Source organism: Acidovorax sp. 106, assembly GCF_003663825.1.
Classification (GTDB): domain Bacteria; phylum Pseudomonadota; class Gammaproteobacteria; order Burkholderiales; family Burkholderiaceae_C; genus Acidovorax.
This window is the reverse complement of sequence record NZ_RCCC01000001.1, coordinates 2,545,453-2,572,233: the sequence shown is the minus strand read 5'-3', so window position 1 is coordinate 2,572,233 and position 26,781 is coordinate 2,545,453. Positions and strand designations below refer to the sequence as shown.

Genomic DNA, 26,781 nt, shown 5'->3' with positions numbered 1-26,781 from the left:
CGGCAGACAGGTTCATGGCCAGCGGGTTCACTGCGCACCTCCTGCAGGGGCGGCTTGCGCGGGCTTGTGGGGTTGTGTTTGCGCGGCGGCGGCCAAAGCCTCCACCACCTGCTCCATCTTCATGAACCGAGATCCCTTTACCAGCACGCTGCCCACCTGGGGCAGCACGCCGTGCACCGCTGCCAGCAGCGATGCCATGTTGTCAAAATGCCGGGCCGCAGGGCCGCAAGCGGCCGCAGCGTGGGCCGACAAGGCCCCCAGCGTGTAAATGTGGTCAATGCCCGCACGGCGCGCGTGCTCACCCGCTTCCTCGTGGAAGGCCGGGCCCTGGTTGCCCACCTCGCCCATGTCGCCCATCACCAGCAACCGGGGCGCTGGCAAATCAGCCAGGACATCGATGGCGGCGCGCATGGAGTCAGGGTTGGCGTTGTAGCTGTCGTCCACCACCGTGATGTCCCGCCCCGCCAGCGTGATAGCGAAGGCCCGCGAACGGCCCTTGACAGGCACGAAGGCTTGCAACCCTTGCACCACGGCCTGCAACGGCACACCCGCAGCCAACGCACAGGCGGTGGCGGCCAGGGCATTGGTCACGTTGTGGCGACCGGCAATGTGCAGGCGGCACTGGGCAGAGCCTGCGGGGGTGCCGAGCGCCACCGTCCAGCCGCCTTGCTCCCAATGGGCCGAGGTGCAGCACACATCGCCGCCCTCGCCAAAGGTGACGCAGCGGCGCCCCTCTGCCAGACGCTGCCACAGCGGCGTGTAGGTGTCCGCAGCGGGGAACACGGCCACGCCGTTAGGTGGCAAGGCACTGATGACCGAGCCGTTTTCCTCTGCCACAGCCTGCACGGTGTGCATGAATTCCAGGTGCTCGCGCTGGGCGTTATTGACCAGGGCCACCGTGGGGTGGGCCATGGCGGCCAGCGTAGCGATTTCGCCGGGGTGATTCATGCCCAGCTCGATCACGGCGGCCTCGTGCGCGGCCGTGAGGCGCAGCAGCATCAGCGGCACACCGATGTCGTTGTTGAAGTTGCCCTGCGTGGCAAACGCGGCGTCACCCTTCCAGGCCCGCAAGATGGAGGCAATCATCTGCGTGACGGTGGTCTTGCCATTGCTACCGGTCACGCCGATCAGGGGCATCTCAAACTGGGCACGCCAGCCTGCCGCCAGGGCACCCAGCGCGGCCAGGCTGTCAGGCACTTCCAGGCCAGGCAAGCCTGCAGCCGCCAGACCGCCCTGCGCCACGGCCGCTGCAGCGCCCCTGGCCTGGGCCTGCGGCAAAAAAGCATGGGCGTCAAAACGCTCGCCCTTGAGGGCTACAAACAGATCGCCGGGTTGCAGGGTGCGGGTGTCGGTGTGCACACGCGCCAGGGGCGTGGCACCGTCGCCCACCAGTTGAGCGCTGGGGATGCGCTGGCGCACCAGGCCCAGCGCGTGTTGCAGGGTCATCATGCCCATGTGCGGCCTCCTCGGGCTTGCAGCGCTGCGCGCGCCTGGGCCATGTCTGAAAACGGGCGGCGCACACCTGCCACCTCTTGGTAATCCTCGTGCCCCTTGCCCGCAATCAGCACCACATCGGCAGGGTCGGCCTCGGCCAGCGCCAGGGCAATGGCGGCAGCGCGGTCGGGCTGCACACGCACGGTGTCACCGGCAATGGTGCCCTGCAAGATTTGGTGCAGGATGTGGGCGGGGTCTTCGCTGCGGGGGTTGTCGCTGGTGGCCACCACCCAGTCGGCCTGCTGCTGGGCCACGGCACCCATCAGGGGGCGCTTGGTGGCGTCACGGTCACCTCCACAGCCAAACACGCACCACAGTTGCCCGCCGCGCTGCTGCGCCAGGGGGCGCAAGGCTTGCAGGGCTTTTTCGAGGGCGTCGGGCGTGTGGGCGTAGTCCACAGCCACCAAGGGTTGCGCGGGCCACGCCAGTTGCTCCATGCGGCCGGGCACGGGCTGCAGTTGCGAGCAGGCCTGCACAGCGCTTTGCAACGGCACACCCAGGCTGCGCAGGGTGGCCACCACGCCCAGCAAGTTGAGCACGTTGTAGTGCCCCACCACTCGGGATTGCAGCAGGTGCTGCTCAGCGCCCTCGACCACCAGCCATTGCAAGCCCGCTTCGGCCGCTGCAATGTTGCGAGCAGCAATGCGAGCAGGGCCGGTGGCAGACACCGTCCACAGGTCCAATGCGGCGCCATCGGCTGCCCCGTCACCGCGCTGCACCAGCTCGGCATGCAGGGCGGCGCCCGCAGGGTCGTCGATATTGATCACCGCCGTGCGCAGGCCGGGCCACGCAAACAGCGCACGCTTGGCCAGCCAGTAGTCGGCCATGCTGCCGTGGTAGTCGAGGTGGTCTTGCGTGAAGTTGGTGAACACGCCTACGCGGATCTGTGTGCCCGCCAAGCGGTGCTCGGCCAGGCCGATGGAAGAGGCCTCGATGGCGCACGCCCCCAGGCCCTGGTCGGCAAACTGGCGGAAGGCTCGGTGCAGGCGCACCGGGTCAGGCGTGGTCATGCCCGTGGACTGCAGCGCGGGGGGCACACCCACACCCAAAGTGCCAACTACAGCACAACCAGCGTGCGCAAGAAGCTCATTTTTTGATAGCAAATTCAAGGCTTCAGCCAACCACCAGGTGGTGCTGGTCTTGCCGTTGGTGCCCGTCACTGCCAACACATCCAAGGCTTGCGATGGGTGCTGGAACCACTGGGATGCGATCTCTCCCGTTGCGGCCTTGAGCCCCTGCAAGGCCACCAGCGGCGCGCCTGCGGCAAATGCAAATTTCTGCACACCCTCGGCCTCCACCAGGCAGGCCGTAGCGCCACGCGCCAGCGCATCGGCCACATGGGCACGGCCATCGGTGGCGGCGCCAGGCCAGGCGATGAAGCCATCGCCCGGGGCCACGCAGCGGCTGTCGGTCTGCAGCGTACCGGTGACGCGCGCGCGCAGCCAATCCACGGCATCGGCCAATTGGTTCACAACCTGTGCCGGGGCCATCACAGCGACTCCTCCACAGGGTTGGCCACGATTTGCGGCTTGACGGCCATGTCCGGGGGCACGCCCATCATGCGCAGGGTTTGCTGCACCACTTCGCTGAACACAGGGGCGGCCACCAGGCCGCCATACACCTGGCCGGCACTGGGCTCGTCCAGCATCACGGCCACGATGATGCGCGGCTTGTCGATGGGCGCCATGCCGGTGAACCATGCGCGGTATTTGCCCGCAGCGTAGCTCTTGCCCACTTGCTTGCGGGCCGTGCCCGATTTGCCACCCACCGAATAGCCGACGGTCTGGGCCTTTTGCCCCGTACCGCCAGGCCCTGCGGCCATTTGCAGCATCTTGCGCACCTGATCGGCCGTGCGCTCGGAGAACACCGGCACGCCCACAGCGGGCTCGTCGGTCTTGAACAGGGTGGCCGGAATCACACGGCCGCCGTTGGCGAACACGGTGTACGAGCGCGCCATCTGGAACAGGCTGGCCGACAGCCCGTAGCCGTAGGACATGGTGGCCTGCTCCACCGGACGCCAGGTCTTGTAGGGGCGAAGGCGCCCGCTGATCGCGCCGGGAAAGCCGATTTGCGGCTTTTGCCCAAATCCTGCCGCCGAGAAGGTTTCCCACATCTCTTTGGCAGGCATCTGCATGGCGATCTTGGTGGTGCCCACGTTGCTCGATTTTTGGATCACGCCTTCCACCGTCAGCAGGCCGTAGTTGTGCGTATCGGAAATGGTGGAGCCCGTGATGGTGATGCGCCCCGGGTTGGTGTCTATCGGCGTTTCGGGCTTAACGCGGCCCGACTCCAGTGCCAAGCCAATCGTGAAAGGCTTCATGGTCGAGCCGGGCTCGAACACATCGGTGAGGGCACGGTTGCGCAGCTGCTCGCCGGTCAGGTTCTGGCGCTTGTCTGGCACATAGCTGGGGTAGTTGGCCAAGGCCAGCAATTCGCCCGTGTGGGCGTCCATCACAACCACGCTGCCCGCCTTGGCTTTGTGCAGGGCCACTTGGTCGCGCAACTTTTGGTAGGCGAAGAACTGCACCTTGCTGTCGATGGACAGCTGCATGTCCTTGCCATCCATGGGCGGAATGGTCTCGCCCACGCCCTCAACCACGCGGCCCAGGCGGTCTTTGATCACGCGGCGCGAGCCGGGCTTGCCAGACAGTTGGCTATTGAAGGCCAGCTCCATGCCCTCTTGCCCCTTGTCTTCCACGTTGGTGAAGCCAACGATGTGGGCAGCAGCCTCCCCTTCGGGATACTGGCGCTTGTATTCCTTGCGCTGGTAGATGCCCTTGATGTCGAGCGCAGCAATCTGCTGGCCCACGTCCCAGTCGAGCTGGCGCTTGATCCAGACGAAGGTCTTGTCCTCATCGGCCAGCTTGGCCTGCAGGTCAGCGAGCGGCATGTCCATCAGCTTGGCCAGCTGCTTGAGCTTGGCCTTCACCTCGGGCTTGTCGTGCTCCACGTCTTCGGGAATGGCCCAGATGCTGGCTGCAGGCACGCTGGAGGCCAGGATCAAGCCATTGCGGTCCAGGATCTTGCCGCGGTTGGCAGGCAGCTCCAGCGTGCGCGCAAACCGCACCTCGCCCTGGCGCTGAAAGAAGTCGTTACCAAACACCTGCACATAGGCAGCACGGGCACCCAGCCCCACAAACCCCAGGCCGATCATGGCCACGATGAATTTGCTGCGCCACACGGGCGTCTTGCTGGCCAGCAAGGGGCTGGAGGTGTACAGCACGCTGCGGCTCATCGCGCGCCCTCCGCGCCTGCCTGGCGATTGGGGTTGGCTGCCGCTGCAGCCCCTGCGGGATCGCTCACGTACTGGGTGATGGCCGGGGTGGCGGTGCGCATGTTCAACTGCGCGCGGGCCAGTTTTTCCACGCGCAAGGGGGTGGCCTGAGCGCGTTTTTCGACTTGCAGGCGCTGGTGTTCGGTGTCCAGGCGGCGTGCCTCTGCCACAGCGCGGTCCAGCTCGGTGAACAGGCGACGCGACTGGTACTGCGTGTGCACCAGATACATCGCGCTCACCAGCACGGCCAGCAGCAGCATGAGGTTCAAGCGGGCCATGCAGCCCCCCGGTGCACGCACGCGCCCTCACCCCAGGCCAGCGAAGGGCCTGCGGGAATCAGCAGCGTGCAACGCAATGTCATGCGTCCGTCCTTTGCGCAACGCGCATGATGGCGCTGCGGGAACGGGGGTTGGCGGCCACCTCTTGCTCGCTGGGCTTGATGCGGTCCAGCGCCTGCAGCTTCATGGCCTGCGGCACGGCAAAAGGCGCACGGCGGTCAAACACCTCTTTGGAGTGCTTGGCAATGAACTGCTTGACGATGCGGTCCTCCAGCGAATGGAAGCTGATGACCACCAGCCGCCCACCGGGGCGCAGCACCGACAGGCTGGCCTCTAGGGCCTGTTGCAGCTCTTCAAGCTCAGCGTTGATGAAAATCCGTAGAGCCTGAAATGTGCGCGTTGCAGGGTTCTGGCCCGCCTCGCGGGTCTTGACCGCGCCAGCCACGAGATCGGCAAGCTCGGAGGTGGTGGCAAGGGGGCCCCGTTCCTCGCGCCGAGCAACAATCGCCTTTGCAATGGGGCCAGCAAACCGTTCTTCACCGTATTCACGTATCACCTCCGCAATCTGCCCAACTTCGGCCGTGGCCAGCCACTCGGCCACGCTTTCGCCGCGCGTGGTGTCCATGCGCATGTCCAGCGGGCCCTCGAAACGGAAACTAAAACCCCGAGAGGGGCTGTCGATCTGGGGTGAACTCACCCCAATGTCCATCAGCAGCCCCGAGGCGCTGCCCGCAGGCAGATCGGCCAGGTGGCGGAAACCCTCGTGCCGAATGGAAAAACGCGCATCGGTGATGCGCGCTGCCTCTTGGATGGCTTCGGGGTCCTTGTCGAAAGCGACAAGATGCCCCTGTGGCCCCAGCCTCTGCAGAATCAGCCGCGAATGCCCTCCGCGTCCGAAGGTGGCATCCACCCAGGTGCCCGAAGGCTCTGGGCCGGCGTTGCCGAGCAGTGCATCCACTGCCTCGTTCAGCAAAACCGTGGTGTGTTGAAAAGTTGTTGTCACCGCGGCCTCAGAAAGAAAAATCCTTGAAGGCATCGGGCATCTCACCTTGCATGGCTTGCGCCTCTTGCTCGTCGTAAGTTGCCTTGTCCCACAGCTCAAAGTGGTTGCCCATGCCCAGCAGCACGGCCTCTTTGGAGAGCCCCGCTGCAGAGCGCAGCTCGGGCGACACCAACACACGGCCGGTGCCATCCATCTCCACGTCCATGGCGTTGCCCAGAAAAATCCGCTTCCACCACTGGGCGGACATGGGCAACTGGGCAATGCGCTCGCGAAACTTCTCCCACTCGGGGCGGGGGAAGACCATCAGACACCCATGGGGGTGCTTGGTGATGGTGAGCTGCCCCGATGCCGTCGCCGCCAAGACGTCACGATGCCGGGTCGGCACGGAAAGCCGACCCTTCGCGTCGAGACTGAGCGATGAGGCACCTTGGAACACGGATGGATTTCCCAGCTTGATGGATGACCAGACGCCCTGGACTGTGGGCTGAATGGCACTTTTCACCACTTATTTGCACTTTTTTCCACTGTAGCAGGAAAAGCACACCAAGCAATAGGGGCGCTACAAAGTTTTGCAATGAAATCAATGACTTAGCAGCGAGTCCAAAGGTATCAGAGTGGCAAAATCTGTTGAAAAATAAGCACTTAGAACAGGCTATGCAAGTGATACCTGAAGCGCCATGGCGCCGATAAGACTTGTTAACTATGTTGTCCCGAGAAATAGGGTGAGTGCATCCAGCAGACCCCAAGAAAATGCCCCGCTAGCGGGGCTGAGCGGGGCAATGCTGAATTCAGGGGACAGGCTGGGCTACAGGATGTAGCGCGACAGGTCTTCGTCCTGGCTGAGCGACTGCAGCCGCGCGTCCACGTAGGCCGCATCAATCTGCACGGTTTGGCCTGACAAACGTGCCGCGTCAAAGCTCACGTCATCGAGCAGGCGTTCCATCACCGTAGACAGGCGGCGTGCGCCGATGTTTTCGGTGCGCTCATTCACCTCGAAGGCGATGTGTGCCAGGCGGGTGATGCCCTCGGGTGTGAATTCCAGCGCCACGCCTTCGGTGGCCAGCAGCGCCTGGTATTGCTTGACCAGAGACGCATGCGTTTGCGTGAGGATGGACTCAAAGTCCTTGACCGACAGGGACTCCAGCTCCACCCGGATGGGGAAGCGCCCTTGCAGCTCAGGGATCAGGTCGCTGGGCTTGGAGAGGTGAAATGCCCCCGAGGCGATGAACAGGATGTGGTCCGTCTTCACCATCCCGTACTTGGTCGATACCGTTGTGCCCTCCACCAGGGGCAGCAAATCACGCTGCACGCCCTGGCGCGACACATCAGAGCCGCTGGTCTCCTGGCGCGTGGCCACCTTGTCGATTTCGTCGATGAACACGATGCCGTTTTGCTCGGCATTGGCAATGGCGCGGACCTTGATTTCTTCTTCATTAACCAGCTTGCCCGCTTCTTCCTCGGTGATGAGTTTGAGCGCCTCGGCGATCTTGAGCTTGCGGGTGCGGCGGCGGTCTTGCCCCAGCTGGCTGAACATGCCGCGCAGTTGGTCGGTCATTTCCTCCATGCCCTGCGGGCCCATGATTTCGAGCTGGGGGCGGCTTTCGGCCACGTCGATCTCGATCTCTTTGTCATCAAGCTGCCCTTCGCGCAGCTTTTTGCGGAACACCTGGCGGGCAGTGCTGTCGGCAGCGGGCTCGGCACCCGCGGCACCCGGCGCAGCGCCCCGGGCAGGCGGGATCAGCACGTCCAGAATGCGCTCCTCGGCCGCGTCTTGCGCGCGTGCGCGCACTTTGCGAGTCTCTGCTTCACGGGTTTGCTTCACGGCTATTTCGGCCAGGTCGCGGATGATGGCGTCCACGTCTTTGCCCACATAGCCCACCTCGGTGAACTTGGTGGCCTCGACCTTGATGAAGGGCGCATCGGCCAGTCTTGCCAGGCGGCGCGCGATCTCAGTCTTGCCCACGCCCGTGGGGCCGATCATGAGGATGTTCTTGGGCGTGATCTCGTGGCGCAGGCTGCCTTCGACCTGCTGGCGGCGCCAGCGGTTGCGCAGCGCAATGGCCACGGCACGTTTGGCGTTGGCCTGGCCCACGATGTGGTTGTCCAGCTCGGAGACGATTTCCTGGGGGGTCATGGAAGACATGGTGTCAGCCTGAATTCAATCAAAAATGGCTCCAGCGCCCTTTAATCAAGCGCCGCAAGCTATCAAAACAATAGTAAACCTACACAGACACCGCTCAAAGCGTCTCGATGGTGTGGTTCATGTTGGTGTAGATACAGAGTTCACCCGCAATTTCGAGCGACTTCTTCACGATCTCCTGCGCAGACAGCTCAGTGTTGACCAGCAGCGCCTTGGCCGCCGAGTGCGCGTAGGCACCGCCCGACCCGATCGCCACGATGCCCTGCTCAGGCTCCAGCACGTCGCCGTTGCCAGTGATGATGAGCGACGCGCTGGCGTCGGCCACGGCCAGCATGGCTTCGAGGCGGCGCAGCACACGGTCGGTGCGCCAGTCTTTGGTCAGCTCAATGGCCGCGCGGGTCAGGTGACCCTGGTGCTTTTCCAGCTTGGCTTCAAAACGCTCAAACAGCGTGAAGGCATCGGCCGTGGCGCCCGCAAAGCCTGCCAGCACTTTGCCGTGGTAAAGCTTACGCACCTTGCGCGCGGTGCCCTTGACCACGATGTTGCCCAAGGTCACTTGGCCATCGCCGCCGATGGCTACCTGTACGCCCGCCGGGGTTTGCCTGCGGACACTGATGATGGTGGTCCCGTGGAACACGGGGGATTCGCTGGATGACGTCATAGCCCCGAACGTGGGGCCTGCCGCTGCAATTGCAAGCGGCCTACCAAGTTCAGTTCTTGCTCAGTTCTTGCGCGGGATGACCCAGGCGTGTTCGTTGATGCCGATCACGTTGAAAAACACGGCGATGAGCCGGTGCAGGTTCTGAAAATGCACCACATAGCCCTTGGCTTGCTGGTCGGCCGCCCAGTTGAGCACAGAGCCCGCCGCCGCGAAGTCGATGCGCATGAGCTTGTCGCAGGCAATGGGCAGCGGCACCCCCGGGCGCAGCATGGACTCCAGAGGCTCCAGCAACGGCGTAGCGTCGCCATCGATGATGCCGCTGAGCGTGGCTACCGGCCCCGTCTCCAACGGCGCCGGAATCGACAGATCGCCAAAATCGGAGGCCAGCATGTCCCGTTCGTTCGCGCGCGATGCCTCGGGAGCTGCTGTGGTGTCGTCGTCCGAGTAGCCGCACTTGGGCGACACCCAGGACGGCGGCGAAACCTCATAGGTCACGCAGTAGTCCAGTGCCACCAGTTCAAACTCATCGGGGCGCCCCATGAGCCGCAGTGCCGACATGCGCAGTCGCCACCACTCAGGCCCCGAAACCCGGTCGCCCGACTGGGTCATGATTTCCATGAGGGTGTTGAATTTGTCCACCCCCGAGAACACAAACTGTCCTTGCTTGTCAGCCCAGCGCGTGAACAAGTCGGCCAACAGTGGCACCGCCGCATCGTCCATGCCCGAAATGCGCGACCAAGACAGCGTCCACGGTGAAGTCGAGCGCTCAACCGAAGCCTGCAACGCAGCCACCGAAGACACGGCCAGGCGCTGTGGCGCGTTCCAGCTGAAGTCACGCCGACTCGGCGCATCGGCCTGCAGCGCAGGGGTGGCACCCGTCATGCCCAACTGTTCAGGCAGCGAGAACCACAGCGGCGCAGACCGGCTGTACTGCGCTGCAAAATCAATGGCCAAGTTTTCAAACTGGTCGTGCTGCCCTGTTGCCCGATACAGGTCAAACAGGGTCATCCACAGATCCAGTTGCTGGTCTGGGTTGTCATTGCGATGTTGTTGCAGAACCTCCAGCAAGCCGGACTCTGCCCCTTCGTTATCGCCATTGGCGTAGCGGATGGCCGCTTCTTCAAGGTCGGGTTCGTGCACGAATTTCTCCAGTGCGGCAACGGTCTGCGCGATCACGCCGGGCACCGTGGGGCTGACAGAAGGCTCAGCCGCCACAGGCGTGGCTTGCAACTTGGCATCGGTGCCGCCGAATTTGCCCATCGCCATGCTGTCGTCAGCAAACAGAGGTGCCACAGGGCTGGGACCGGGCTGTGCCAGCGGCGCTGCCAGGCTCACCGGAGCGGTGGGAGCAAAGGCACGGGCATCGGCCGCCTCGGTGTCAGATTCCTGTGCGGCTGTCGCAGGTGCAGCAGCCAAGGCGCCTGGTACGGTAGCGCCGCCGTCAGTGGATTGTTTACTTTTCCACCACTGCTGAGACATTTGCGCCTCGATCTCATCGATCTTTTTGAGCGTGACGGCCCGCTCATCGGGCGACGCCATGCTACTCTGGAAGAACGAAGGGCGGTTGGTGGGGTCTTCGGTGCGATGGCCTTGCAGCACCTCGCGCTGGCGCAACTTGCGCAGCTGATCGAATTCGCGGCGGCGCACAAAGTCGTTGCGCCGCTTGCGCTCAATCATTTCCTTGAGCATCTGCTTGCTGTACTGGCTCTCGCGGTCGTCCTGCAAAGAGTCCAGCTCCGTCCACTGGACGGTGGGGTTGCGCACAAACCGCACCATCTTGGACAACAGTCCGCCGGCTGGTGGGGTTTCTTCCTTGCTCATGGTGATTTGGCTGCGGTTGTCCTGAAGGCGCTCAGCATAACGCCTGACTTGGAGGGTGTGAATGAACCCCGCGTGTCCGAGCGGGCATGGCGGGGGTTTTCACGCAAGCTCAGTCCCCAAACATCTTCTGCTTGAGTTCACGGCGCTGCTGGGCTTCCAGCGACAGCGTGGCCGTAGGACGGGCGATCAGGCGGCCCACACCAATGGGCTCACCCGTTTCGTCGCAGTAGCCGTAGTCACCAGCGTCGATGCGGGCGATGGACTGCTCGATCTTCTTGAGCAGCTTGCGTTCGCGGTCACGGGTGCGCAGCTCCAGCGCGTGTTCTTCTTCAATGGTGGCACGGTCGGCAGGATCAGGCACCACCACGGTGTCTTCACGCAGATGCTCGGTGGTTTCACCGGCGCTGTTGTGGATGTCTTGCTTGAGTTGCACCAGCTTCAGGCGAAAAAACGCCATCTGCTTGTCGTTCATGTACTCGCTGTCAGGCATGGCCAGCACTTCAGCATCTGTCAGCTCTTGGGCCGTCTTGGCCTTCCAGTTATTGGCAAGCTTGGGGTCTTTTTTGGCAGCGGTGAAGGTAGGGTGCACTGGCGCGGTCGTGGGCATGGTGTGTTGATAACTGGCTTTGGCAGCGGTCGATGCCACTGCCTGGGCCATGGATGGTACGGTCAATTGGGCCAAACGCGATGAAGGCCGGGTGGTGCGCAGAGGCACCTGCGGGTCTGCCGGCGGGGGCGTCGCGGCAGACACCACGGGAGTGGCTGCTGCGACCTTGGAGGAAGCAGCAGCCTTGATGGCCTTGGCTGGTGCCGGGGCAGCAGCGGCTTTGGCCGCGGGTGCGGACGCTTTGGTTGCCGCCTTGGGTTTGCTGGTTTCGGCTTTCACTTCCTGGTCTCCTCGCAATACGGGCAGGCCCCGGCTGCAGATGCAGCCTGGGACGGATGGCAAGCCTTCCGGGGTTTTACCGGGGCGCGATTGTATCGACCTGCGCCGCTGCAAACGAAAACGTTGCAGATACGACACACCTCGGCATTTCCCCAAGGGGGCGGGCTCTCACCATAGGCCACTGGGCAGCCCCAGCGTTCCTCACGCCAGGCTCTGGTCCAGTCCCTGGCGGAAGATGTCCTGCGGCAGGTCAATGCCGATGAACACCATCTTGCTCAACCGGGCTTCGCCCTCGGCCCACTGCGGGCCCAGGTCACTGCCCATGAGCTGGTGCACGCCCTGGAAGATCACCTTACGCTCAGTGCCCTTCATATTCAAGACCCCTTTGTAGCGCAGCATGCGCGGGCCATAAATATTGACGATGGCACCCAGGAAGTCTTCGAGCTTGGCGGGGTCAAACGGGCGATCCGAGCGGTAGACGAAACTCTTGACGTCGTCATCGTGGTGATGGTGGTGACCATGGCCGTGCTGGTGCGAGGGGTGGTTGCACGCCTCGCCAGGGGCATGGTCGTGGTGCTCATGCCCCTCATGCACATGGTCATGGTCGCTGTGGCTGTGGTCGTCTTCTTCTTTGAGAAAGTCGGGGTCGATGTCCAGCTTGGCGTTGAGGTTGAAGCCCCGCAGGTCCAGCACCTCCTTGATTGGCACTTCGCCAAAATGCACCGCCTTGATGGGCGCACGCGGGTTCATGTGCTTGAGGCGGTGCGTCAGCGCATCCACGTCCTGGGCGCTCACCAGATCAGTCTTGGACAGGAAAATCTGGTCGGCAAAGCCCACTTGGCGGCGTGCTTCCTGGCGGTCATTGAGCTGCTGCGCCGCGTGCTTGGCGTCCACCAGGGTGATGATGGAGTCGATCAGGTAGGTTTCGGCAATCTCTTCGTCCATGAAGAACGTTTGCGCCACGGGGCCGGGGTCGGCCAGGCCGGTGGTCTCGATCACGATGCGCTCAAAGTCCAGCAGGCCCTTGCGCTTCTTGGCGGCCAGCAGTTGCAGGGTTTCGCGCAGGTCTTCGCGAATGGTGCAGCAGATGCAGCCGTTGCTCATCTGCACGATCTGCTCCTTGGAGTCGGTCACGAGGATGTCGTTATCGATGTTTTCTTCGCCGAATTCGTTTTCGATGACGGCGATCTTCTGGCCATGGGCCTCGCTCAAGACACGCTTGAGCAAGGTGGTTTTGCCAGAGCCCAAAAAGCCCGTGAGGATGGTGACTGGAATGAGTGCCATGGGAATCTCTTTCAAATGAAATAGGGCGGGTGTGAAAGCCCCGCCCGTTGCGCGACCGAGCCCGCAGATCGGGTTGAAACCGGTTTTTTCCAGTGTATCGATCGTGTCAAGCCCCCCTGCGGCCACGCCCGATGGGGAAAGGGCGTCAAAACACCCAATAACGCATATACGTTGCGTTATTGGGTCTAAAATCCACTGTCGCAACTCAGTTGCAATAACAAGCAAACTCACCTTCGGGTGTTTTATCCCCTTTTTCATCCCTTTTTCATCCCTTTTTCATCCCTTTTTCATCCCTTTTTCATCCCTTTTTCATCCCTTTTTCATCCCTTTTTACCCCCTCGCGCCGGCCCCCTCCGTAGCAGCTTTGCTGCGGCCTGCCATTTACACACCTTCCAATCCGGCTCGCTTTTGGCGGCCACTCCTTGCTCCTTTCCATCCCACCATGCGACCGCTCCGCCCCACAGCTTCTCTCTGGCTATCCCCTTTGCTGGCGCTTTCTGCGCCCTGCGCCATGGCCCAGGAGGGCAACAGCACCGCCGCCTTGCCCACGGTGGTCGTGAAAGAGCAAGCCCTGCCGGGCGCGCTGGACCAACCCGCCGAGGGCGCGTCCCGCCTGGGTCTGTCAGTGCGCGAAACGCCGGCGTCCATCGACGTAGTCTCCCGCCAGGTGCTGGCCGAACGCGGACTGCGCACCGTCACCGAAGCGGCGCAGTCCGCCGTGGGCGTGACGGCCGGGGACTTTCCGGCCGAACCCAGTGCGTTTTCGATGCGCGGCTTTGCCAACAGCCAAATCAACACGCTCTACAACGGTATCAAGATCGGCCCGCCCAACATGACGTCGCGTGTCATGGACACGGCCAACCTGGAACGGATCGAATTTCTCAAAGGCGCGGCCTCGCTCATGTCGGGCGAGGGCGCATCGGGCGGGGCGGTGAATTTCGTCACCCGCGCGCCGCAACGCGGCCCGGTGGAAACAGAGGTCGAGACGGCCGCAGGTTCGTTCGGCGAACGGCGCCTTCGCCTGGGCTCGGGCGGCACCACCGCCTGGAAGGATCTGGATTACCGCATCGACCTGACCGGCTCGCAAAGCGATGGCCCCGTCCAGGACACGAACCAGCACAACCGCCACCTGTCGGGCGGGCTGGACTGGCATGTGCAGCAGGGCCTGAAGTTCTTCGTGGCCGGGGAGATCAAGCGCGACCGGGGCAGCAGTTACTGGGGCACGCCGCTGGTGTCCGCCGCCGCGCCGAGCGTTGAGCACCAGGGCGGCGTGGTGTCCGGCAGCTACACGTCGGGCTTCAACGGCAGTGCGCTCGGCCCGGTCACGATCGACCGGCGCACGCTGCGCACCAATTACAACGTGCTGGACAACCGCAACGACGCGCGCGAGACCTGGCTGCGCACGGGCATGGACTGGAGCATCGACAGCGCCTTCACGCTGCGCACGCAGATCTACCGCTACACGGCCACGCGCAACTGGTTCAACAACGAGATCGCGGCGTTCAACGCGGGCACAGGCCTGGTGGACCGCGAGCGCTTTTATGTGGCGCAGGACCAGACCTCGGTGGGCCAGAAAACCGAGTTGCAGTGGGACGGACAGATCGCCGGGCGCGACAACCGCTGGGTGGCGGCGCTGGAAACCAGCAACCTCGACCTGACCCGCCCAGGCGCCGCCAACTTTCCGGGCGACAGCGTGAGCCTGGTAGACCCGCAGCGCGGCACCTACGGCCCACTCACCCGGCAGTGGCAGACGAGCGGGGTGCGCAACACCGTTGTAGCGCTGGAAGACCGGTTTTCGGTGGCGCCGGGTTGGGCGCTGATCGGCGGGCTGCGTCATGAATCGATCGAGCTGTCGCGCACGTCGACCGATGCTGCGGGCGTTTCCCGCACGGGCTTTCCTTTCGACAAGACCTGGCACCCGACCACGGGGCGCCTGGGCGTGACCTGGGCGGCGGCGGGCACCACCCTTTACGGCCAATACGCCACGGGCGCCGATGTGGCGGCCAACAACCTGTTCCTGCTGCGCGGCACGCAGCCGCTGGACCTGACCCGCACGCGCAACCTGGAGGCGGGCGTGAAGCAATCGTTCTGGCAAGACCGCGGCGCCTGGACGTTCGCCGTGTACGACACCGAGCGCCGCAACGTTTATGCCGCGCAGGGTGGGCAGTCGCTGGCCGTGGCGGGGGCGTTGCAGTCGCGCGGGGCCGAGGCATCGCTGGCGCTGCGGCCCGATGCACACTGGAACCTGTGGTCCAACCTCGCGCTGAACCGGGCGCGCTACCAAGACTACACACTGGCCGGTGGCGGCTCGCTCTCGGGCAACACACCGCCCAACGCTCCGCGCGTGGTCGCCAATGCCGGCGTCGTCTACCGCTTCGTGGCCAACGTGCCGGTGCAGGTGTCTGCCTCGCTGCGGCATGTGGGCGAGCGGTTCCACAGCGATGCGAACACCGTGCGGCTGTCTGCCTACACCACACTCGACGCCGCCCTGGCAGTGGACGTCGCACGCGGCGTGCAGCTCACCCTGCGCGGTCGCAACCTGACCAACCGCGTGTATGCGGCATGGGCCGATCCGTTCTACCCAGACCAGATCCTGCTCGGCGCGCCGCGCAGCTTAGAGCTGGCACTGCGCTGGACGCTGTGACATGCAGACGTTGCTACAAGCCGAAGGCGTGAGCTTTTGCACGCCGCAGGGGCGCCCGCTGCTGCACGGTGTGAACGCCAGTGCGGCCCACGGCGAATGCGTGGCCCTGGTCGGCCCCAACGGCGCCGGCAAGAGCACGCTGCTGAAGCTGCTGGGAGCGAGGGCCATGCCCACCAAGGGCCGGGTGAGCGTGCTGGGGCACGACCTAGCAGCCTGGCCGGCGCCCGAGCGTGCGCGGCACATCGCCGTGCTGGGGCAGACCGAAACCGCCGACCTCGCCTTTCGCGTGCACGACTACGTCGCCCTGGGGCGGCTGCCCCACCAGCACCGCGCTGGCCGCACGGAACACGCGCAGGCGGTAGACCAAGCCCTGCACACCTGCGGGCTCAGCGCCCTGGCGCACCGGGCGCTGTCCAGCCTGTCGGGTGGCGAGCGCCAGCGTGCGCACCTGGCACGCGCACTGGCGCAGCAGCCCGTACTGCTGCTGCTGGACGAGCCCACCAACCACCTTGACCTCGCGGCCCGCGCCGACCTTCTGGCCCTGGTGCGCGGGCTCGGCATTACCGTGGTGGCCGCGCTGCACGAGCTGGGCCTGGTGCCTTCGTTCGCTGACAGGGTCTGGGTTCTGAACCGTGGCGCCCTGGTGGCCACCGGCAGTCCCGATGAGGCGCTGGGCGCCGACCGCGTGGCCGACGTGTTCGGCATGGAGCTGGTTCACACGCGGCACCCGCGCCACAGCGGCATGCTGTGGTCGTTCGAGCGAAAGGCGGCGGCATGAGGCGCGTACTGCGGCGTTGCGCGATCGCCTGCTATGGGGCGCTTGCCGTGGCCTGTCTGCTGGGCGGCGCGGGCACCGCGCTGGCGCAGGGCACAGGTGTGGTGCCAGGGTTTCCCGTCACCGTGCCCAACTGCGGCGGCACGCTGCGCATCGCCGCGCCGCCCAAACGCATGGTCGTGCACGACTTGAACATGGTCGAGATGGCCATGGCGCTCGGGCTGCAGTCCTCCATGGTGGGCGTCACGGGCATCACCGGCTGGTACAAGGCCGATGCGGCGTTCCTGCGCAGCCTGGGAAACATTGCGGAACTGGCCCCCAAATACCCGACGCTGGAAACGCTGCTGGCCGCCAAGCCCGATCTGTTCTTCGCCGGGTGGTATTACGGCATGCAACCCGGGGGCGAGGTGACCCCGACCACCCTGGCGCCACACGGGATCCAGACGCTGATCCTGACCGAAAGCTGCGCGCACGTGCTCGGCGAGAAACCGCACGCCACGATGGACCTGCTGTACGGCGACATGCTGCGCCTGGGCACCGTATTTGGCCGCCGTGCGCAGGCCGAGCGGCTGATCGCGCAATGGCATGAGCGGGTCCGGGCCGCGACCCGCTCAGCACTGCCGCAGCCGCCGCGGGTGTTCGTCTACGACTCGGGCGAGGACAAGCCCTTCACTGCGGGCCGCGCCGCCATGCCCACGGCCCTGATCGAGGCCGCAGGTGGGCGCAACGTGCTGGGCGAGGTGGCCATGGGCTGGGGCACCAGCGCCTGGGAGACGGTTGCAGCGAGCAACCCGCAGGTCATCGTGCTGCTGGATTACCAAAACGGCCAGGGCCCGGAGCACCTTCAGACCCTTCTGCAGGCCCACCCGGCCATGCGGCTCACTGAGGCCGTGCGCCAGCGCCGCTTCGTCACGCTGCGCTATGCCGAGTTAACGCCCGGGCCCGCCAACATCGACGCCATCGAAAAGCTGGCCCGCGCCCTGCGGCAGGCACCATGAGGCAGACGCCATGACGCCGCCGGGGGAGCAGGCCCACACCGCGCCACGCCGCGCGGTGACTAAGGGAGTCGCGCCACGCCGCACGGTGACTCTAGGGGTCGCGCTACGCCGCATGGTCCTGCCGGCGGACGCGCTAAGCCGCGCGGTGCCGCTGGGAATCGTACTGGCCCTGGTGCTGCTGGCCATGCTGTCGCTTACGGTAGGCAGTGCGCCCGTGTCGTGGCGCGAGGCGGCTGCGGCGCTGGCGGGGCCCTGGGCCGGTGTGTTCGGCGCGCCAGCGGGTGATATGGCGCAGGCCATCGTGCGCGACCTGCGCCTGCCGCGAGTGGTGCTGGCGCTGCTGGTGGGCGCCACGCTGGCCGTGGTGGGCGGCCTGTTGCAAAGTACCACGCGCAACGACCTGGCCGATCCGTTCCTGTTCGGCCTGTCCTCGGGCGCCTCCACAGGTGCCGTGGCCGTCCTCACGTTGACCGGCGAATGGCTGGGCGCCTGGACGCTGCCGGCCGCCACGTTCGCCGGGGCTGCGGTGGCGTCGGGCGCCGTGCTGCTGCTGGTGCGCCGAGCGGGCGGACAGGGGCCCGCGCAGACGGTGCTGGCCGGGCTGGCGGTGTCGTTTTTGTTCGGCGCACTGACGCACGGGCTGGTCTTTGCTGGCGACCAGCGGGCGGCTCATGCCGTGGTGTTCTGGTCGCTGGGCGGCCTGGGGCTGGCGCGGTGGGACAACCTGTGGCTGGCGTGCCTGGGCTTGGGCCTTTGCATGGGATTCGTCTGGCGCCGCCACCGCTCGCTGGATGCGCTGCTGGCCGGCGACGACACGGCCCACAGCCTGGGTATCGCGCCCGAGCGGCTGCGCACCCAGGCCTTCTTGGTGGCCGCAGTGGCAACCGCCTGCTGCGTGGCGCTGGCCGGGGTGATCGGTTTCGTAGGCCTGATGGTGCCGCATCTAGCGCGGCGGCTGTCGGGGCCCCTGCATGCCGCTTTCCTGCCGCTGGCAGCAGGGCTCGGGGCCGGACTGCTGCTGGCCAGCGATCTGGTGGCACGCACGCTGCTGGGCTCGCAGGAGTTGCCGGTGGGCATCGTCACGGCGGGCATCGGGGCCTTGTTCGTGATGGCGCTGCTGCGGCGACGCGCGACAGACTGAGATTGACCCTAGGCAATGCCCTGTGCAGGGCCTGAAGATGCTCTACGGGCACGCCTCCAACCGCTCCAAACGTCCCCGCCAGGCCCATTGCGGCGGGGCACGGCGGCCCACCCACCTGCACAGGGGCTCTCTGGCGGTTACAACGCCGGCAGGCACAGTTGCATGGCGCGATGCCATTTGTAGCTAGTGTCCCGAGTTGGAGATTCGTTTCACAAAGATGCCGAGAATCGCCGCCATGCTGCGTGCACATCCTCGCAATAGCGACGGCTATCGCTGCGGTTTGCGCCTTGCCTGACGACGATTTCGACCTCTTCATTTCATCAACGAACTTCCTACTCGGGACACTGGCAGCGCGACTGCGGCAATACCTGGGCGCGAAAGAGACCAGGTTTCAGCCTGGCTTGCGCATCACCACCAGGCCCTTGAGGTATTCCCCTTCAGGAAACTCCAATGTCATCGGGTGGTCAGGTGCGCCCCCCAGGCGTTCGGTGATGTAGCCGTCGACCCCCGCATCGGCCCCGGCAGAGGCCACGATCTTGTGGAACAGATCGGCGCTGATCCCGCCCGAGCACGAGAAGGTGAACAACACGCCGCCCGGCTCCAGCAGCTGCAGCGCCAGGCGGTTGATGTCTTTGTAGGCCCGCGCCGCGCGGTCAGCGTGCGCCGCAGTGGGCGCAAACTTGGGCGGATCAAGCACGATGGCGTCAAAGCGCACGCCGTCTTTCAGAAACTGGCGCAGCGATGCGTTCACGTCCGCATCCATGAACTTGGCTTGTTCCGCATCAAAGCCATTGAGCAGCACATGGGCGCGGGCCCGCTCCAGCGCGGGGCCGGACGAATCGATGGATGTCACCTCGCCACCGCCCTGCCCGCCCGCACGTTGCGCGGCCTGCATGCCCGCCAATGCCGCCACGCTGAAGCCACCGGTGTAGCAAAAGCAGTTGAGCACCTTGCGCAGGTTCAGCCGCTGCACACAGTCGGCAAAACGCTTGCGACTGTCGCGCTGGTCCAGGTAAAAGCCGGTTTTGTGGCCCTCGGCGATGTTCAGCGTCAGGCGCCAGTCGTGCTCATGGATGGTCAGCTCCAGCGGCGGCTCGGCCTGCCCAGCAACGGGCCCACCCCGCAGCCAGCCCGTGGCGGGCTCCAGCCCTTCGAGTTGGCGCACGTTGGCGTCTGATCGCTCATACAGCTTGCTTAAGCCCGTGGCCTGCAGCAAGGCATCGGCCAGCACCGCCTTCCAGCGCTCGGTGCCCGCACTGGTGAACTGGGCCACCAGCGTGTCGCCATAGCGGTCCACGATCAGGCCAGGCAGCCCGTCGGACTCACCGTGCACCAGCCGCACACCATCGCTTTTCACATCAAATCGGGCTCTAGCGCTTATGGAACGAGCGCAAGCAGCTATGAAAAAAGAAGCATCAATGCGCTGCGTTTCGTCAAAGCTCCACACCCGCGCCCGGATGCGCGAGTTGGGGCTGAACGCGGCCCAGCCCAAAAATTGCCCTTCGTGCGACTCCACGCGCACCGTCTCGCCACTGTCGCCACCGCCTTTGGCGATGGCGGAGTCAAATATCCACGGGTGGCGGCGCTGCAGCGAGCGCTCCTTGCCTTGCTTGAGTCGGATCGTTTTCATCCCCGGATTGTGCAGGCAGCCGTCACCCGAACACAAAAACCACCAAGGACCAACGCCGCAGAAGAAATTTAATTTGAAAAATTTGACACACAATCTACAAGATCGATAGAATTTGAATCACATTTTTATCATTTAAGACGGGGTGTCCGATGATCAACGCCGCAACAGCCACACCTTCATCCTCTGCCACATCTTCTGCAAGGATTGGAGTTCTGACCGACATTCGAGAATTTCTGGCGTTCAAGATTGCCAACGAGGAATACGGGGTGGACATCCTGCGCGTGCAGGAAATACGCTCTTACGAAAAGCCCACCACCATCGCCAACGCCCCCGAGCACCTCAAGGGCGTGGTGAACCTGCGCGGCGTGATCGTTCCCATCATCGACCTGCGCATCAAGCTGGGTGTGAGCGAAGTGCAATACAACCACCTCACCGTGGTGATCGTGCTGAACATTGGCCAGCGCGTGATCGGCGTAGTGGTGGACGGCGTCTCGGACGTGCTCACGCTGGAGCCCTCGCAACTGCGCCCCGTGCCTGCACTGGACTCGAACTTCGACCCCGAGCACCTGCTGGCCATCGGCTCGGTGGACGACCGCATGCTCATCCTGCTGGACATCGAAAAGTTCTTGCAGGACACGGTGATGGCTGCGCAAGAAGAATCCGTGCAATAGGACCCCGGCAGGCCAAGGGCGCAAGAAATTTCCAAGCCGCACACCTGCACCGCGGGTCTGACTGTTTTGACCGTTGGAAAAAGGTACTGCCATGCATCTCGACAACATCCGCATCTCAACCCGCCTGGCATTGCTGCTCGCGGCGCTGTGCCTTTTGACTGCGGTGATCGGCACCGCAGGGCTGCTGGGCATGCAACGGGCCAATCAGGGGCTGAACACCGTCTACCAAGACCGCGTGGTGCCCCTCAAGCAGATCAAGCTGGTCTCTGACGCGTACGCCATCAACATCGTCGACACCGCCCACAAAGTGAGAGATGCAGCCATGACCCCTGCGCAAGGCTTGCAGTCTGTGGCGCAAGCACGCAAGGACATTCAGGAGCAATGGAACGCCTACCTGGCGACCGAACTGGTGGCGCAAGAAGTGCAGCTGGTGGGGCAGTTCAGGAGACTGCAATCCACAGCGGACACCTCGGTGAACCGCCTGGAGCAAATTTTGAAAGCTGGGGACACGGCAGCGCTGACCGCCTATGCCGCCAAAGAGATGTACCCAGCCCTGGACCCCTTGCAGGACGTGCTGGGCAAGCTGGTGCAGGTGCAACTGGACATCGCCAAAGCAGAATATGAGCAATCAGAGTCTCTTTATCAGGGCATGGCCTTTGGCCTGATCGCCTCGCTGTTCATCAGCATTGCACTCGCCCTGGTGTTCGGGTACCTGGTCATTCGCTCCATCTCCCAGCCCCTGCGCCGCGCCATTGCGTTTTCGGACGCAATCGCCCAGGGTGACCTGACACAGCACATCGAGGCACGGGGTACCAATGAAACCGCGCAGTTGTTGCACGGCTTCAAGAGCATGCAAATCGCGCTGGTGACGCTGGTCAGCGCAGTGCACAATGGCGCAGCCAGCGTCTCTGCAGCGTCTGGCGAAATTGCGCAGGGCAACGATGACCTGTCGGCGCGCACCGAGCGACAGGCCAGCGCTCTGGAGGAGACCGCGGCATCGATGGAGGAGCTCAACTCCACCGTGCGCATGAACGCAGACAACTCGCGCCAAGCCAACCAGATGGCGCAAAGTGCGTCGGCAGTGGCTGCCCAAGGGGGCGAGGTGGTGGCAGAGGTGGTGGCCACCATGCGTGGCATCAACGAAAGCAGCAAGAAGATCAGCGACATCATTGGGGTCATTGACTCCATTGCCTTCCAAACCAACATCCTCGCCTTGAACGCTGCGGTAGAAGCTGCACGCGCAGGGGAACAAGGGCGCGGCTTTGCCGTGGTGGCGAGCGAGGTCCGCAATTTGGCGGGTCGGTCTGCCGAAGCGGCCCGCGAAATCAAAAGCCTGATCAGCACCAGCGTGGAGCGCGTGGAAGCAGGCACCGCGCTGGTGGACCGCGCCGGTCAAACCATGGAAGAGGTGGTGGGCGCCATCAAAAGGGTCACCGACATCGTGGGCGAGATCAGCGCAGCCAGCTCCGAGCAGAGCCAGGGCGTGGACCAGGTCAATGAGGCCGTCACCCAGATGGACCAGGCCACCCAGCAAAACGCGGCCCTGGTCGAACAAATGGCCGCTGCAGCAGCGGGGCTCAATGCCCAGGCACGGGGCCTGGTGGAGACGGTTTCGAGCTTCAAGCTCCCCAGCGCAAACCACACCCTGATTGGGGCGCGCTGAACAGAAGGCGGGGCACACAGCCCCGTGCGCCAAATTTCACTGGCGGGCAGGTAAAGTGGTCGGTAGGATTTTGCCCATGAAAAAAATCCTCCCCCTCCTCGCTGCCAGTGCAGTCGCCGCCGTGCTGGCCGGCTGCACCAGCATGACCCCCGAGCAATGCAAAGTGGCCGACTGGTACCAGGTGGGGCTGGAGGACGGCAGCCACGGCGAGCCCCCGCGCAGCCAACTGGCCGACTACGCCAAGGACTGCGCCGAAGTGGGCGTGCGCCCCGATGCCGAGCGCTACCGCGTCGGCTGGGAAGCGGGCATTCCGCGCTTTTGCACACCTTACAGCGGCTGGCGCGAGGGCACCCAGGGCAACACCAGCAAGCAAGACGCCTGCCGTGGACGCCCAGGCGAAGGTGCGTTTGCCATGGCACTGGATGCGGGGCTGCAGGTGCACCGCACGCGGCAATCACTCAACAGCAACGACAGCGAGATTCGGCGGATGGAAAAGCGCTTGCAGGACAAGGGCCTGAACGACAAGCAGCGCAGCGAGACCCGCGACCGCCTGCGCTACCTGGACTTTGAACAATCGCGCCTGCGCCGCCTATTGGCCGACCAAGAGCGCATGGCGCCGCGCTGACCGCTGACCGCTGACCGCTGACCGCTGACCACAGCCAGCAGCCAGCTACAACGGCAAGCCAATGCGCTGCAGCCGGGGCGCCCAGTGCCCCAGGATGTCTGCCGACACCAGCACACGGCGTGCTTGCCCGATCAACAGGTGGCGCGGCACCAGGCCGATGTAGCGCGAATCCACGCTGTCGTCTCGGTTGTCGCCCAGCATGAGGTATTGGCCTGCAGGCACCTCAATGGCGTCGAACGTGCTGCGCGCGGGCACGCCGTGCAACCACTGCACGCGCCGCTCGTGCCCGCCCAAGCGCTCCGTCCAGCGCGTGGCCTGCACCGTAGCGCCCACACCCACGGCCTCTTGCACCACCTCGGGCGCGTCGTACTCGGCGGCCTGGCCGTTGATGTAAAGCACCTCGTTGCGCATCTCTACCCGGTCGCCCGGCACCGCGGCAATGCGCTTGATGAGGCGCGTGCCGTCTTGCGGCGAAGTAAAGGTCACCACGTCGCCACGCTGCGGATCACCCAGCGGCAGCAGCACCACGTCCGTCAGCGGCAGCTTGACGTCATACGCGAGCCGGTTGACGAACACCACATCGCCCTCGAGCAATGTGGGCCGCATGGAGCCCGAGGGGATAGGGTTCCAGTCGGCCACGGCTGTGCGAAAGAGGCCAAAGCACAACAACAGCACGAGGAACCCACGGTTTGACTTGATCCAGTTCCGCAGCATGTCAACAGCTCCAAGGCCCCCACAGCGGGAGCCCCTCTGCTCGGATGCCTCGGCTTGCCTCTTGGTTCCCATGGCGAACCACCTGGAAACGACACACGACACGCCGCCGCGCGGCCGTCTAGGTACGACAAGCCGACCAGGTGGGCATGCCATCAGCAGCGCGCGCGGTCACGCCAGCGCACCCGTGGAACTGGCTCGCCAGGCCACCGGGTGCGTCCCCCTTGGGGGAAGCGGCGCAGCCGCTCAGGGGGATTTCTTTTTAGCCCGGGGGTGGGCCGCGTCATACACCTTGGCCAGGTGCTGAAAATCCAGCCGCGTGTACACCTGCGTGGTGGTGATGTTGGCGTGCCCCAGCAGCTCCTGCACCGCACGCAAGTCGCTGCTGGACTGCAGCACATGGCTGGCAAACGAGTGGCGCAGCATGTGCGGGTGCGCCGGGGTGGTGAGCCCCGCCAGCTGGCTGCGCTGGCGCAGCCGCAGCCACACAGATTGGGCCGTCAACCGCTTGCCTCGCTGCCCCACGAACAAGGCCCCATCGAGCCGAACTGAGGAGACCCCAAACGGCTGCGCCCGCAGGGCCAGCCAGGCTTGCAGGGCCCGCACCGCCGCCCGGCCCACGGGCACGCTGCGGCGCTTGCTGCCTTTGCCAAACACATGGGCTTCGCCCGCCTGCAGATCGACCCAGCCACGGCCTTCGCGCTGGGCTTGCGGGCTCGCCACGGCGTCCAGCCCCACCAGCTCACCCACCCGCAAGCCGCAGCCGTACAGCAGCTCGACCATGGCGGCATCGCGCGCTTCCAGCCACGGGTCGGCCCCGGTGTTTTCGTAATCGGCCAGGCGCACCGCGTCGTCCACACCCAAAGCCTTGGGCAAGGGCTTGGGGGCCTTGGGCGCGCGCACGTCCTGCACCGGGTTGTGCGCCACCAGCCCCTGCCGCCCCGCCCAGGTGTAAAACCCGCGCCAGCCCGAGAGGATGAGCGCAATGCCCCGCCCACTGCGCCCACCGCTGTGCATCAGCGCCACAAAGCGGCGGATGTGGGCACTGGTGAGCTGCAACAGCGGCGTCTTCACCCCCGCCGCAAACTGCGCCAGCTTCTCCAGGTCCAGCGTGTACAGCGTCAGCGTGCGCCCCGCCAGCCGCTTTTCGACCCGCACATGTTCCAAGTAGCGCAGAACGTGGGGATCGGGAGGCAATGCGGCTGACGGCATCTCGGCCATGGGCTTAACCGACGTTTGACAAGACAAAAGCTGCGGTTGACGCCAAGACCCCAGGCCGCCGCAACCGGCGCTGCCCAGGCCAGAGACGCCGAGCAAGGGCCGCCCCGCAGCGAGGGCGTCGTCCCCCTGGGGGGAAGGCGCGCAGCGCCTCAGGGGGGAACCTCACTTCAACCGCACCAGCGCCGCGCTGGCCAGCTCCGCAATGCGCGAGAGGAATTCCGTGCCCATCGTGGCATCAAAGCGCTGCGGGTCTTGCGAGCCCAGCACCAGCAGGCCAAACGCGGGCGTGGCGCTGTCGATGGCGCCTTCGCGCAGTGGCAGCAGGGCCAGCGACTGGGCGGGCTCGCCGCCGGCATCCTGCGCCAGCCAGCCCGCAGGCTCAAAGCCCAGGTTGGGGCCGCAAAACGGCATGGTCAGCGACGAGGCAAACGCCCGCGCGTCTTCGCTGGCGCCCTGGGTGAAGTCGGCGTCGATGTAGGGCCCCGCCACCGTCCAGACGCGCACCGTGGCCTGGGGCACATCAAACAGGGTACGGATGCCGCTGACCACCGCCTCGGGCAAATCGAACGGGTCTTTCACGCGCAGCAGGGCGCTGGTCCACTGGTGCACCTTGGTGGCAATGGCGGTGTTGTCGTTGCTGTTGCGCACCATGTCCATGATGCGGTGCTCCAGCCCCTTGATCTTCTCGCGCAGCATCTCGGCCTGGCGCTCTTGCAGGCTCACGGCGCGCTGGCCATGGGGGCTGGTGATCTGCACACTGGCCAACACTTCGGCATGGCGCTCAAAGAAGCCCGGGGTGTTGGTCAGAAAATTGGCAATGTCTTCTTCAAGAATCGGAGGAATGTGGGTGCTGCTCATAGGGTGTCCGGAATGTCGATCTGGCCTTCGAACACCGTGGTGGCCGGGCCCGTCATGTAAAGGGTGTCTGTCTCCTGGCCGCTCCAGGCGATGGTGAGGCGCCCGCCGCGCATGTCCACCTGTACTTCGTTGTCGAGCAGCCCCAGGCGAATGCCCGCCGCCACAGCGGCACAGGCGCCGGTGCCGCAGGCCAGGGTTTCACCCGTGCCGCGCTCAAACACGCGCAGGCGCACATGGCTGCGGCTGACCACCTGCATGAAGCCTGCGTTCACACGCTGCGGAAAGCGCGCATGCCGCTCGACCAGAGGACCCCAGATGGCCACTGGGGCAGTATCCACATCGTCAACCAACTGCACGGCGTGCGGGTTGCCCATGGACACCACCGCTACAAAAACAGTAGCTGGCTGCGCTGGTATATCAAGCGCTAGCGGCCATTTTTGCCCCAAACCTTGCGCCACAGGCTGCAGGCCGGTGGTGTCAAACGGCACACGGGCGGGTTCGAGCACCGGGCGGCCCATGTCCACGGTGACGCGGCCATCGGGCGTGAGGCGGGGGGCGATGACGCCGCTGAGCGTTTGCACGCGGATGGTGTCCTTGTCCGTCAGGCCTTTGTCGCGCACATAGCGGGCAAAGCAGCGCGAGCCGTTGCCGCACTGCTCCACCTCGCCGCCGTCGGCGTTGTGGATCACGTATTCGAAGTCGATGCCCTGCGCGGCGGCCTCGGAGGTGGGGCGGCGCACCGTGAGGATCTGGTCCGCGCCCACGCCAAAGTGGCGGTCGGCCAGGTAGCGGTATTGCGTGGCCGTGAGCCCCAGGCGGCCCTGGGTTTCGTCCAGCACGACAAAGTCGTTGCCAGCACCCTGCATTTTGGTAAAGCGAATCTGCATGGGCGGATTATCGTCGCTGCCCGCCTGCGCCGTAGTCTGGTTCGGCGGCCGCCCAAGGGCCGCAGTTTCTGGCGCGCATTTGATCTCGATCATGCCCACGCCGTGACCAGCATCAA

At 64.9% G+C, this 26,781-nt stretch carries 23 protein-coding genes; 7 read left to right on the top strand and 16 right to left on the bottom strand.

Going from position 1 to position 26,781, the window contains the following annotated elements; genetic code table 11:
- Positions 1-27 precede the first annotated feature (27 nt).
- From murF to C8C98_RS11440, 11 genes are all read right to left on the bottom strand, one after another.
- Positions 28-1,455: a UDP-N-acetylmuramoyl-tripeptide--D-alanyl-D-alanine ligase gene (gene murF / locus C8C98_RS11490; protein ID WP_121454381.1), complete on the bottom strand. Its 1,428-nt coding sequence runs from the start codon at positions 1,453-1,455 to the stop codon at positions 28-30.
- Complete coding sequence (locus C8C98_RS11485) at positions 1,446-2,984, bottom strand: UDP-N-acetylmuramoyl-L-alanyl-D-glutamate--2,6-diaminopimelate ligase (RefSeq protein WP_121454380.1); 1,539 nt, start codon at positions 2,982-2,984, stop codon at positions 1,446-1,448. The genes murF and C8C98_RS11485 overlap by 10 nt, the downstream gene beginning before the upstream one ends.
- On the bottom strand, positions 2,984-4,729 hold the full coding sequence (locus tag C8C98_RS11480; protein WP_121454379.1) for a penicillin-binding protein 2: 1,746 nt from the start codon (positions 4,727-4,729) through the stop codon (positions 2,984-2,986). The genes C8C98_RS11485 and C8C98_RS11480 overlap by 1 nt, the downstream gene beginning before the upstream one ends.
- Entirely contained in the window at positions 4,726-5,046 is a 321-nt protein-coding gene (ftsL, locus tag C8C98_RS11475) for a cell division protein FtsL (RefSeq protein WP_121454378.1), read from the bottom strand. Before ftsL ends, C8C98_RS11480 begins: the two co-directional genes overlap by 4 nt.
- A 79-nt stretch (positions 5,047-5,125) precedes the next feature.
- Positions 5,126-6,082 (bottom strand): 16S rRNA (cytosine(1402)-N(4))-methyltransferase RsmH, encoded by a 957-nt coding sequence (gene rsmH, locus C8C98_RS11470; protein ID WP_121454377.1) that lies wholly within the window; start codon positions 6,080-6,082, stop codon positions 5,126-5,128.
- Complete coding sequence (gene mraZ, locus C8C98_RS11465; RefSeq protein ID WP_099657911.1) at positions 6,057-6,485, bottom strand: division/cell wall cluster transcriptional repressor MraZ; 429 nt, start codon at positions 6,483-6,485, stop codon at positions 6,057-6,059. The genes rsmH and mraZ overlap by 26 nt, the downstream gene beginning before the upstream one ends.
- 369 nt (positions 6,486-6,854) lie before the next feature.
- A complete protein-coding gene (gene hslU, locus C8C98_RS11460) occupies positions 6,855-8,192 on the bottom strand; it encodes an ATP-dependent protease ATPase subunit HslU (protein ID WP_121454376.1) in 1,338 nt (445 codons plus the stop codon).
- Positions 8,193-8,286: 94 nt separating this feature from the next.
- On the bottom strand, positions 8,287-8,850 hold the full coding sequence (hslV, locus tag C8C98_RS11455) for an ATP-dependent protease subunit HslV (protein ID WP_121454375.1): 564 nt from the start codon (positions 8,848-8,850) through the stop codon (positions 8,287-8,289).
- A 60-nt stretch (positions 8,851-8,910) separates the two neighbouring features.
- Entirely contained in the window at positions 8,911-10,671 is a 1,761-nt protein-coding gene (locus C8C98_RS11450; RefSeq protein WP_121454374.1) for an STAS domain-containing protein, read from the bottom strand.
- Between the two features lie 109 nt (positions 10,672-10,780).
- Positions 10,781-11,557: an RNA polymerase-binding protein DksA gene (gene dksA, locus C8C98_RS11445; RefSeq protein WP_121454373.1), complete on the bottom strand. Its 777-nt coding sequence runs from the start codon at positions 11,555-11,557 to the stop codon at positions 10,781-10,783.
- A 201-nt stretch (positions 11,558-11,758) separates the two neighbouring features.
- Complete coding sequence (locus C8C98_RS11440; protein ID WP_121456206.1) at positions 11,759-12,841, bottom strand: GTP-binding protein; 1,083 nt, start codon at positions 12,839-12,841, stop codon at positions 11,759-11,761.
- A gap of 442 nt (positions 12,842-13,283) precedes the next feature.
- Here C8C98_RS11440 and C8C98_RS11435 point away from each other — a divergent pair, with 442 nt between their 5' ends.
- The 4 genes from C8C98_RS11435 to C8C98_RS11420 all read left to right on the top strand — a co-directional run bounded on the left by C8C98_RS11435 (position 13,284) and on the right by C8C98_RS11420 (position 18,399).
- The gene (locus C8C98_RS11435) at positions 13,284-15,485 is read left to right on the top strand and encodes a TonB-dependent siderophore receptor (protein ID WP_233574523.1); all 2,202 of its coding nucleotides are present in this window, start codon (positions 13,284-13,286) and stop codon (positions 15,483-15,485) included.
- A gap of 1 nt (position 15,486) precedes the next feature.
- On the top strand, positions 15,487-16,263 hold the full coding sequence (locus tag C8C98_RS11430) for an ABC transporter ATP-binding protein (protein ID WP_121454371.1): 777 nt from the start codon (positions 15,487-15,489) through the stop codon (positions 16,261-16,263).
- Entirely contained in the window at positions 16,260-17,258 is a 999-nt protein-coding gene (locus C8C98_RS11425) for an ABC transporter substrate-binding protein (RefSeq protein ID WP_121454370.1), read from the top strand. Before C8C98_RS11430 ends, C8C98_RS11425 begins: the two co-directional genes overlap by 4 nt.
- Before the next feature lie 145 nt (positions 17,259-17,403).
- On the top strand, positions 17,404-18,399 hold the full coding sequence (locus tag C8C98_RS11420) for an iron ABC transporter permease (protein WP_233574522.1): 996 nt from the start codon (positions 17,404-17,406) through the stop codon (positions 18,397-18,399).
- 391 nt (positions 18,400-18,790) lie between these two features.
- Here the strand turns inward: C8C98_RS11420 and C8C98_RS11415 are convergent, their stop codons facing one another.
- A complete protein-coding gene (locus C8C98_RS11415) occupies positions 18,791-20,029 on the bottom strand; it encodes a class I SAM-dependent rRNA methyltransferase (RefSeq protein ID WP_121454368.1) in 1,239 nt (412 codons plus the stop codon).
- 149 nt (positions 20,030-20,178) lie between these two features.
- Here C8C98_RS11415 and C8C98_RS11410 point away from each other — a divergent pair, with 149 nt between their 5' ends.
- The 3 genes from C8C98_RS11410 to C8C98_RS11400 all read left to right on the top strand — a co-directional run bounded on the left by C8C98_RS11410 (position 20,179) and on the right by C8C98_RS11400 (position 22,988).
- Complete coding sequence (locus C8C98_RS11410; RefSeq protein WP_121454367.1) at positions 20,179-20,700, top strand: chemotaxis protein CheW; 522 nt, start codon at positions 20,179-20,181, stop codon at positions 20,698-20,700.
- A gap of 91 nt (positions 20,701-20,791) precedes the next feature.
- Positions 20,792-22,363 (top strand): methyl-accepting chemotaxis protein, encoded by a 1,572-nt coding sequence (locus C8C98_RS11405; protein ID WP_121454366.1) that lies wholly within the window; start codon positions 20,792-20,794, stop codon positions 22,361-22,363.
- A 76-nt stretch (positions 22,364-22,439) separates the two neighbouring features.
- Positions 22,440-22,988: a DUF2799 domain-containing protein gene (locus C8C98_RS11400; RefSeq protein WP_121454365.1), complete on the top strand. Its 549-nt coding sequence runs from the start codon at positions 22,440-22,442 to the stop codon at positions 22,986-22,988.
- A 45-nt stretch (positions 22,989-23,033) separates the two neighbouring features.
- Here C8C98_RS11400 and lepB read toward each other — a convergent pair whose 3' ends face one another.
- The 4 genes from lepB to dapF form a co-directional block, all read right to left on the bottom strand.
- The gene (gene lepB / locus C8C98_RS11395; RefSeq protein ID WP_199726584.1) at positions 23,034-23,702 is read right to left on the bottom strand and encodes a signal peptidase I; all 669 of its coding nucleotides are present in this window, start codon (positions 23,700-23,702) and stop codon (positions 23,034-23,036) included.
- Positions 23,703-23,945: 243 nt separating this feature from the next.
- The gene (locus C8C98_RS11390; protein WP_370450379.1) at positions 23,946-24,920 is read right to left on the bottom strand and encodes a tyrosine recombinase XerC; all 975 of its coding nucleotides are present in this window, start codon (positions 24,918-24,920) and stop codon (positions 23,946-23,948) included.
- Positions 24,921-25,082: 162 nt separating this feature from the next.
- On the bottom strand, positions 25,083-25,778 hold the full coding sequence (locus C8C98_RS11385) for a DUF484 family protein (RefSeq protein WP_121454364.1): 696 nt from the start codon (positions 25,776-25,778) through the stop codon (positions 25,083-25,085).
- Positions 25,775-26,665, bottom strand: coding sequence for a diaminopimelate epimerase (gene dapF, locus C8C98_RS11380; RefSeq protein ID WP_121456203.1), 891 nt, complete (start codon positions 26,663-26,665; stop codon positions 25,775-25,777). Before dapF ends, C8C98_RS11385 begins: the two co-directional genes overlap by 4 nt.
- Positions 26,666-26,781 lie beyond the last annotated feature (116 nt).

What these genes read in the sequence shown, in the direction of transcription:
- murF (WP_121454381.1), bottom strand. Translation starts at nt 1,455, where the DNA reads ATGGGCATGATGACCCTGCAACACGCGCTGGGCCTGGTGCGCCAGCGC.
- C8C98_RS11485 (WP_121454380.1), bottom strand. Translation starts at nt 2,984, where the DNA reads ATGGCCCCGGCACAGGTTGTGAACCAATTGGCCGATGCCGTGGATTGG.
- C8C98_RS11480 (WP_121454379.1), bottom strand. Translation starts at nt 4,729, where the DNA reads ATGAGCCGCAGCGTGCTGTACACCTCCAGCCCCTTGCTGGCCAGCAAG.
- ftsL (WP_121454378.1), bottom strand. Translation starts at nt 5,046, where the DNA reads ATGGCCCGCTTGAACCTCATGCTGCTGCTGGCCGTGCTGGTGAGCGCG.
- rsmH (WP_121454377.1), bottom strand. Translation starts at nt 6,082, where the DNA reads ATGCCTTCAAGGATTTTTCTTTCTGAGGCCGCGGTGACAACAACTTTT.
- hslU (WP_121454376.1), bottom strand. Translation starts at nt 8,192, where the DNA reads ATGTCTTCCATGACCCCCCAGGAAATCGTCTCCGAGCTGGACAACCAC.
- hslV (WP_121454375.1), bottom strand. Translation starts at nt 8,850, where the DNA reads ATGACGTCATCCAGCGAATCCCCCGTGTTCCACGGGACCACCATCATC.
- C8C98_RS11450 (WP_121454374.1), bottom strand. Translation starts at nt 10,671, where the DNA reads ATGAGCAAGGAAGAAACCCCACCAGCCGGCGGACTGTTGTCCAAGATG.
- C8C98_RS11440 (WP_121456206.1), bottom strand. Translation starts at nt 12,841, where the DNA reads ATGGCACTCATTCCAGTCACCATCCTCACGGGCTTTTTGGGCTCTGGC.
- C8C98_RS11435 (WP_233574523.1), top strand. Translation starts at nt 13,284, where the DNA reads ATGCGACCGCTCCGCCCCACAGCTTCTCTCTGGCTATCCCCTTTGCTG.
- C8C98_RS11430 (WP_121454371.1), top strand. Translation starts at nt 15,487, where the DNA reads ATGCAGACGTTGCTACAAGCCGAAGGCGTGAGCTTTTGCACGCCGCAG.
- C8C98_RS11425 (WP_121454370.1), top strand. Translation starts at nt 16,260, where the DNA reads ATGAGGCGCGTACTGCGGCGTTGCGCGATCGCCTGCTATGGGGCGCTT.
- C8C98_RS11415 (WP_121454368.1), bottom strand. Translation starts at nt 20,029, where the DNA reads ATGAAAACGATCCGACTCAAGCAAGGCAAGGAGCGCTCGCTGCAGCGC.
- C8C98_RS11410 (WP_121454367.1), top strand. Translation starts at nt 20,179, where the DNA reads ATGATCAACGCCGCAACAGCCACACCTTCATCCTCTGCCACATCTTCT.
- C8C98_RS11405 (WP_121454366.1), top strand. Translation starts at nt 20,792, where the DNA reads ATGCATCTCGACAACATCCGCATCTCAACCCGCCTGGCATTGCTGCTC.
- C8C98_RS11400 (WP_121454365.1), top strand. Translation starts at nt 22,440, where the DNA reads ATGAAAAAAATCCTCCCCCTCCTCGCTGCCAGTGCAGTCGCCGCCGTG.
- lepB (WP_199726584.1), bottom strand. Translation starts at nt 23,702, where the DNA reads ATGCTGCGGAACTGGATCAAGTCAAACCGTGGGTTCCTCGTGCTGTTG.
- C8C98_RS11390 (WP_370450379.1), bottom strand. Translation starts at nt 24,920, where the DNA reads ATGGCCGAGATGCCGTCAGCCGCATTGCCTCCCGATCCCCACGTTCTG.
- C8C98_RS11385 (WP_121454364.1), bottom strand. Translation starts at nt 25,778, where the DNA reads ATGAGCAGCACCCACATTCCTCCGATTCTTGAAGAAGACATTGCCAAT.
- dapF (WP_121456203.1), bottom strand. Translation starts at nt 26,665, where the DNA reads ATGCAGATTCGCTTTACCAAAATGCAGGGTGCTGGCAACGACTTTGTC.